Here is a 6,586-nt window from a genome sequence, read left to right on the forward strand (position 1 = left end):
GCGTTGCATGGCCCCTTTTGTTGTTACAGAACCCAAATCAATGAGGCCCCTATGGTTGAGATCAAAATAGCCCATGATGCAGGCGCAGATCAGAGCCTGTCCCTGCCCGCCTATGAAACTGCCGGAGCAGCCGGGGCGGACCTGCGGGCCAATCTGCCGGATCGCGCCAGCCTGACTCTGGCGCCGGGGGCGCGTGCTTTGGTCCCCACAGGGCTGCGGTTGGAGATCCCTCAGGGCTATGAGGTGCAGATCCGCCCGCGATCAGGGTTGGCGCTGAAACATGGGATTACCCTGCCAAACAGCCCCGGCACCATCGACAGCGACTATCGCGGCCCGCTGGGGGTGATCGTGATGAACGCCGGAGAGGCAGATTTTACCATCGCCCACGGGGATCGCATCGCGCAGATGGTGCTGGCTCCGGTGTTGCAGGCGCAGTTCACCCTGGTTGGCACCCTGTCCGAGTCTGAACGCGGCAGCGGTGGCTTTGGCTCCACCGGGAGAGGCTGATGCTGCGCATTCTGGCTCTGGCTGCGTTTATCTGGTGGGGTGGCGCCTATCTGGGCTGGAGCCGCGCCATGCGGGCCTGTCTGCTCTCGGTGTTGTTTGCCGCTGTGCTGCTGCTGCAGTTAACCCTCCCCGAGGGCCATAATTTGCGCACGGTAACAGGGGGATCAGCAAAACCCTGGCTGATCCTTGGCGGTTTTGGCCTCTTGGCGGCGGGTTATGGCTGGATTATCTCTCAGCTCAAGACCCGCGCCCATGCAGAAGGCAGCCCCATGTCACAGCCTCCCTCCCTGTTTTCCGACACTGAGCTGAACCGCTATGCCCGCCATATCGTGCTGCGTGAGCTGGGCGGACCGGGGCAAAAGACGCTGAAACAGGCCAGGGTGCTGGTGATCGGTGCCGGCGGGCTTGGGGCACCTGCCTTACAATATCTGGCTGCGGCCGGGGTTGGCACCATCGGGGTGATCGACGATGACGAGGTGGAAAACGCCAACCTGCAGCGGCAGGTGATCCACCGGGATCAGGATATCGGCATGCCCAAGGTTTTCTCTGCCGAGGCGGCGATGCGGGCGCAAAACCCCTATGTGGAGGTGCGCCCCTTTCATCGCAGGCTGACCGCGGATATCGCCGCGGATCTGTTTGCCGATTTTGATCTGATCCTGGATGGAACCGATAATTTTGAGACCCGCTATCTGGTGAACGAAACCGCGGTGAAACTCGGCAAGCCGCTCATTTCCGGTGCATTGTCGCAGTGGGAAGGCCAGCTGAGCCTGTTTCACCCCAAATCAGGCGGCCCCTGCTATCAATGTATCTTCCCCGAAGCCCCGGCCGAAGGGCTGGCGCCCTCCTGTGCGCAGGCCGGGGTGATCGGCCCGCTGCCGGGGGTTGTTGGCGCAATGATGGCGGTGGAGGCGATCAAGGCGTTGACCGGCGCGGGCGCTACTTTGCAGGGTGAAATGTTAATCTATGATGGGCTTTATGGCGAAAGCCGCAAGATCCGCCTGTCGCCCCGCCAGGATTGTCCGGTGTGCGGCAGCGATAGATAAGACGAAAGCATCCCTGCATTTGAACGAAGCCTTTTTCATTACCGCCCTCTGCGGTGCCCTATTTGGCGGCACGCCTGAAGCCGTGCATGATTTCACCTATCCCGACGGCGCCGCCTCAATCCGGATAGATTGCGAGAACGACCGCCGGGTGGTTGAGTTCGGCCTGGATAAGCGCAGCAGCCTGGACAGTATTCAGCAGGCCCTGTTTGCCGCCGAGGTGACCGGCAAGGAGGCGGTGGTGGTGCTGATCGACACCGATGGGCGCATTGGCCGGTTTGAATGGCGCATCGCGCGCGCAGCCAATATTGCGGGGGTGCCGATCCGCATTCTGTCGGCCACTCTGGTCGACAGTCCTGAGGTGGGCGGCTAAATTTACCCTGTTCATGTGCATTCATGTGGCTGGCCCGGCTCATTTGATTTTGCAGACCGCTTGGGACCCTGATTGCAGCCGCCCAAGTTTGCCGCTAGCGTCGCGACCAAAGGAGTTTTGACATGTCCAACCCCCTCTTGGCCCCCTGGGACACCGCTTTTGAAATTGCCCCCTTTGATCAGATTACCGACGCGGATTTTGCGCCCGCGTTGGATCAGGCTTTGGCGCAGCAACAGGCCTGGATCAAGGAAATCGCAGAGAACCCAGAGCCGGCCACATTTGCCAATGTGATCGAGGCTTTGGAGACGCCGGTGCAGGCGCTGGAGCAGGTTTTGTCGGTTTTTTACACCGTGGCGGGCGCAGACAGCAATCCAGAGCGGCAGGCGCTGCAGCGGCAGTTCTCTCCTAAACTGGCCGCGCATTTTTCATCCATTACGGCAAACAAGGCGCTGTATGCGCGCATCAAGCAGGTTTGGGATCAACGCGACAGTCTGGATCTCAGCGCTGAGCAGCAGCGGGTTTTGATGCTCACCCATCGTGGCTTTTTACGCGGTGGCGCGGCGCTGGAAGGGGCGGCTGACACCCGCATGCAGGAGATCAAGGGACGGCTGGCCACCCTGGGCACCGAGTTCACTCAGAACCTTTTGGCGGATGAGCGCGACTGGTACATGGAACTGGGCGAAGAGGACCTTGAAGGTTTGCCGGATTTTGTGGTGGATGCCGCACGTGCCGCCGGACAGGAGAAAGAGGCCGCTGGCCCCGTTGTGACCCTGTCGCGCTCGATCATTACGCCATTTCTGCAGTTTTCACCCCGCCGAGATCTGCGGCAAAAGGCCTTTGCAGCCTTCACAGCGCGCGGCGCCAACGGGGGAGAGACGGATAACCGCGCCATCGCCGCCGAGATCCTTTCCTTGCGTGCCGAACGGGCGGCGCTACTGGGCTATGACAGCTTTGCTGACTACAAGCTGGAAACCGAAATGGCCAAAACCCCGGACGCGGTGCGGGGCCTGTTGATGGATGTTTGGCAGCCTGCCGTGGCGCGGGCAAATGCGGATGCGGAAATTCTGGCGCAGATGATGCATGAGGATGGTATCAACGGCGAGTTGGAGCCCTGGGACTGGCGTTACTACGCCGAGAAGCGCCGCAAGGTGGAGCATGATTTGGATGAGGCGGAACTAAAGCCCTATCTGCAACTGGACCGGATGATCGAGGCCAGCTTTGCCTGCGCCAACCGGTTGTTTGGGCTGGAGTTCACCCCGCTGGATGTGCCGCTTTATCATGCGGATTGCCGCGCCTGGGAGGTCACCCGCGATGGCAAACACCTGGCGGTGTTTATTGGCGACTATTTTGCCCGTGGCTCCAAACGCTCTGGGGCCTGGTGTTCTGCCATGCGCGCCCAGGCTCATTTCCCCAAAGCAACCAGCCCGATCGTGATCAATGTCTGCAACTTTGCCAAGGCTGATCCGGCGCTGTTGTCCTGGGATGACGCCCGCACCCTGTTCCATGAATTTGGCCATGCGCTGCATCAGATGTTGTCGAATGTGCGCTACGAGAGCATTTCCGGAACCTCGGTGGCCCGTGATTTTGTCGAGCTGCCCAGCCAGCTTTATGAACATTGGCTGGAAGTGCCCGAGGTCTTGCGTGAATTTGCCACCCATGCCGAGACCGGCGAAGCCATGCCACCTGAGTTGCTGAACAAGGTTCTGGGGGCCTCGACCTACGATATGGGATTCCAGACGGTTGAATATGTTGCCTCGGCTCTGGTTGATCTGGCCTTTCATGAAGGCGCGGCGCCTGAGGATGTGATGGCAAAACAAGCGGAGGTTCTGGCAGAAATTGGCATGCCCCCTGCGATCAAAATGCGCCATGCGACCCCCCAGTTTGCCCATGTCTTTTCTGGCGATGGCTATTCTTCGGGGTATTACAGCTACATGTGGTCCGAGGTCATGGATGCAGATGCCTTTGCTGCCTTTGAAGAGGCTGGCGGTGCCTTTGATCCCGAGCGCGCCCAGGCGCTGGAGACCCATATCCTCTCTACTGGTGGATCGGTGGATCCGGTGGATTTGTACACCGCGTTTCGCGGGCGTCTGCCTGGGGTGGAGGCCTTGCTGAAAGGGCGCGGGCTGGTCGAAGCCTAAGGGCAGGAGCGAGCCGGGTCAGGGGGGCGCTGCCCCCGGTCTGCGACCTCCCCCGAGGTATTTTCTGTAAGATGAATTGGGGGAGGGAGTTGCCTTGTAGCCCGTGTTGGTAGCGGGTGTTTGCCGCTTGGGTGGATCAGTAGCCGAGCTGGCGATTGACCTGGTTGAGAAAGGGGAGGCTGCTTTCGCCGCGCTGGATGTTTTTGGCAATCATCTGTGCGGCTGTCAGCGGCCGCGTTTCTGCGGCGATATGGGGCGTGACCGTGATGCGTGGGTGAGGCCAGAAGGGGTGGTCCATTGGGAGGGGCTCCTGACGGAAGACATCCAGGGTGGCATGGGCGATCTGTCCACTGTCCAGGGCTGCCAGCAGGGCTGCGTCGTCGATCAAGGGGCCGCGGCCGGGATTGATGATGCGTGCGCCTTTGGGCAGCATGGCAAGGGTTTCTGCATTGAGCGTGTTTTCTGTTGCAGCGGTTTCTGGCAGCAGCAGTATGAGGATCTGCGCCTGTTGCAGGGCGTTTTGAAAGCCTTCGGTGCCATGTTCACAGGTGATCCCGGCGATAGATTTGACCGAGCGTGACCAGCCGGTGACTGGAAAGCCGAGCTGGGCCAGGGTCGTGGCACAGGCGGTTCCGAGGGCGCCGAGACCAAGCAGGGTGATCGGGCGCTCCTGGGCCAGGGGCGGTACCACCGGGTCCCAGCGGTCCTGGGTATTGAGGCTGCGATCTAGATCCAGGTGGTAGCGCAGCACATGGCCTGTGACCCATTCCACCATTCCGGCGGTCAGGCCGGGGTCAACCATGCGGCACAGCGGCTGGGTAAGGGTTGTGTTGCCGGTGATTTTCTCCACCCCGGCCCAGAGGCTGAGCACAGCCTTGCAGGCGGTATAGCTGGTAAAATCCTGCAGGTCAGAATTGGGCGCATAGATCACATAGTCCACCTCTGCTGCCGGGTGATCCTGGCGTAGATCCACCTGCAGCCCGGCCTGGGAAAAGGCAGCTTTCAGCGGGGCCTGGTAGCTTTCCCAGCGTTCGGGGCGGGCGGCAAACTGAACCTTGATCATGTGGCAAATACTCCGGTCATGTCCTTGAAGCCCTTGATTTCAATTGGATTGCCGGCAGGGTCATGGAAAAACATGGTGCTTTGCTCGCCGGGCTCGCCAGCAAACCGTGTCACTGGCGCCAGGGTGAAGTCAAGCCGAGCTGCGGTCAGCTGGTCCGCCAGGGCCTGCCAGTCCTTCTGCGGCAGGATCACCCCAAGGTGGGGCATGGGAACCATGTGGTCACCGACCTTGCCGGTCTTGCTGGTGGCAAAAACCGGACCGAGATGCAGGGAGATCTGGTGACCAAAGAAGTTGAAATCGACCCAGGTGTCGGTGCTGCGTCCCTCGACACATCCCAACAGGCCGCCATAAAAGGCGCGGGCCTTGTCCAGATCATCTACGTGGTAGGCGAGGTGAAAGATGCTCATGTTGCGGGCTCCTGATTGGGCGCTTTTGGTTCGGGCCGATGGGTGATGCAGTCGACACCTGGGGGTTACAATTTGCTGCCGGGGGGCAGTTTCTGCAGGATGGAGTAGGCGCTGAACTGTGTGCAGCAGATCCTGTAGGGCGGCGGGGTGGATTAGCGCGGGCGGTGAATATTGGCGCTTTGCACCAGACCAAAGGCCGCCAGCAGCACCAGCATCGCCGAGCCGCCATAAGAGACCAGCGGCAGCGGCACCCCGACGACAGGCGCGAGCCCCATCACCATTCCCGTGTTGATCAACACATATAACGTGAAGGTAGCGACAACGCCGACAGCCATCATTCGCGCGAAATGAAGTTTCGCCTGCATGGCTATGGAAAGGCCCACAAAAATCACCGCGAGATAAACCAGCAACAGACCAATCGCGCCGACAAATCCGAACTCTTCACCAAACACAGTGAAGATGAAGTCAGTCTGCATTTCCGGCAGAAATTTCAGCTGCGCCTGCGTGCCTTCCATAAAGCCTTTCCCTGTAAGGCCGCCTGACCCGATTCCGGTTTTCGATTGCAACAGGTGATAGCCCTGCCCCAGGGGGTCACGCTCAGGATCAAGGAACGTCGTGATCCGCCTGAGCTGGTATTCTTTTAAAATATCGAAACGATACGCGGCGTAACCCGCAGCGACGCCGCCCAAAATGCCGAGAAAGCCGATCCGCCAGGAAAGTCCGGCGACAAAAATCATGATCGCGCCGGTGGCCGCAAGCAGAAGCGCTGTACCGAGATCGGGCTGGATAAAAATCAGCCCGACAGGCGCGCCAACCATCAGCGCCGGCGGAATGAGATAGAGGATATGCGAGACCTGCTCGGCCCGAAGGCTGTGATAATAACGCGCCAACCCCAATACGAGACCGATCTTCATCGCCTCTGACGGCTGGAACTGCATCCCGCCGAATTCGATCCAGCGCCGCGCGCCCATATTCACTTCGCCAATGAACGGCACAAGCGCGAGCGCCAACAGCGCTGCAAAGTAAGTAGGATAAGCCAGCGCCATCCAGTACCGGAT

At 60.2% G+C, this 6,586-nt stretch carries 7 protein-coding genes; 4 read left to right on the forward strand and 3 right to left on the reverse strand.

Going from position 1 to position 6,586, the window contains the following annotated elements; translation table 11 throughout:
- Positions 1-51 precede the first annotated feature (51 nt).
- The 4 genes from dut (at position 52) to QZ268_RS11580 (ending at position 4,058) form a co-directional block, all read left to right on the forward strand.
- Complete coding sequence (gene dut / locus QZ268_RS11565) at positions 52-507, forward strand: dUTP diphosphatase (RefSeq protein ID WP_295452554.1); 456 nt, start codon at positions 52-54, stop codon at positions 505-507.
- Positions 507-1,550 (forward strand): HesA/MoeB/ThiF family protein, encoded by a 1,044-nt coding sequence (locus QZ268_RS11570; RefSeq protein WP_295452556.1) that lies wholly within the window; start codon positions 507-509, stop codon positions 1,548-1,550. The genes dut and QZ268_RS11570 overlap by 1 nt, the downstream gene beginning before the upstream one ends.
- 19 nt (positions 1,551-1,569) lie before the next feature.
- Positions 1,570-1,920, forward strand: coding sequence for a hypothetical protein (locus QZ268_RS11575; protein WP_295452558.1), 351 nt, complete (start codon positions 1,570-1,572; stop codon positions 1,918-1,920).
- A 122-nt stretch (positions 1,921-2,042) separates the two neighbouring features.
- A complete protein-coding gene (locus QZ268_RS11580) occupies positions 2,043-4,058 on the forward strand; it encodes a M3 family metallopeptidase (protein WP_295452561.1) in 2,016 nt (671 codons plus the stop codon).
- A gap of 136 nt (positions 4,059-4,194) precedes the next feature.
- Here the strand turns inward: QZ268_RS11580 and QZ268_RS11585 are convergent, their stop codons facing one another.
- The 3 genes from QZ268_RS11585 to rodA form a co-directional block, all read right to left on the reverse strand.
- Positions 4,195-5,121: a glyoxylate/hydroxypyruvate reductase A gene (locus tag QZ268_RS11585; protein WP_295452563.1), complete on the reverse strand. Its 927-nt coding sequence runs from the start codon at positions 5,119-5,121 to the stop codon at positions 4,195-4,197.
- The gene (locus tag QZ268_RS11590; protein WP_295452566.1) at positions 5,118-5,528 is read right to left on the reverse strand and encodes a VOC family protein; all 411 of its coding nucleotides are present in this window, start codon (positions 5,526-5,528) and stop codon (positions 5,118-5,120) included. Before QZ268_RS11590 ends, QZ268_RS11585 begins: the two co-directional genes overlap by 4 nt.
- 152 nt (positions 5,529-5,680) lie before the next feature.
- Positions 5,681-6,586, reverse strand: a 906-nt coding sequence (rodA, locus tag QZ268_RS11595) for a rod shape-determining protein RodA (protein ID WP_295452568.1), incomplete at its 5' end; no start/stop codon positions are given.

The organism is uncultured Pseudophaeobacter sp., assembly GCA_905479575.1.
GTDB lineage: Bacteria > Pseudomonadota > Alphaproteobacteria > Rhodobacterales > Rhodobacteraceae > Pseudophaeobacter.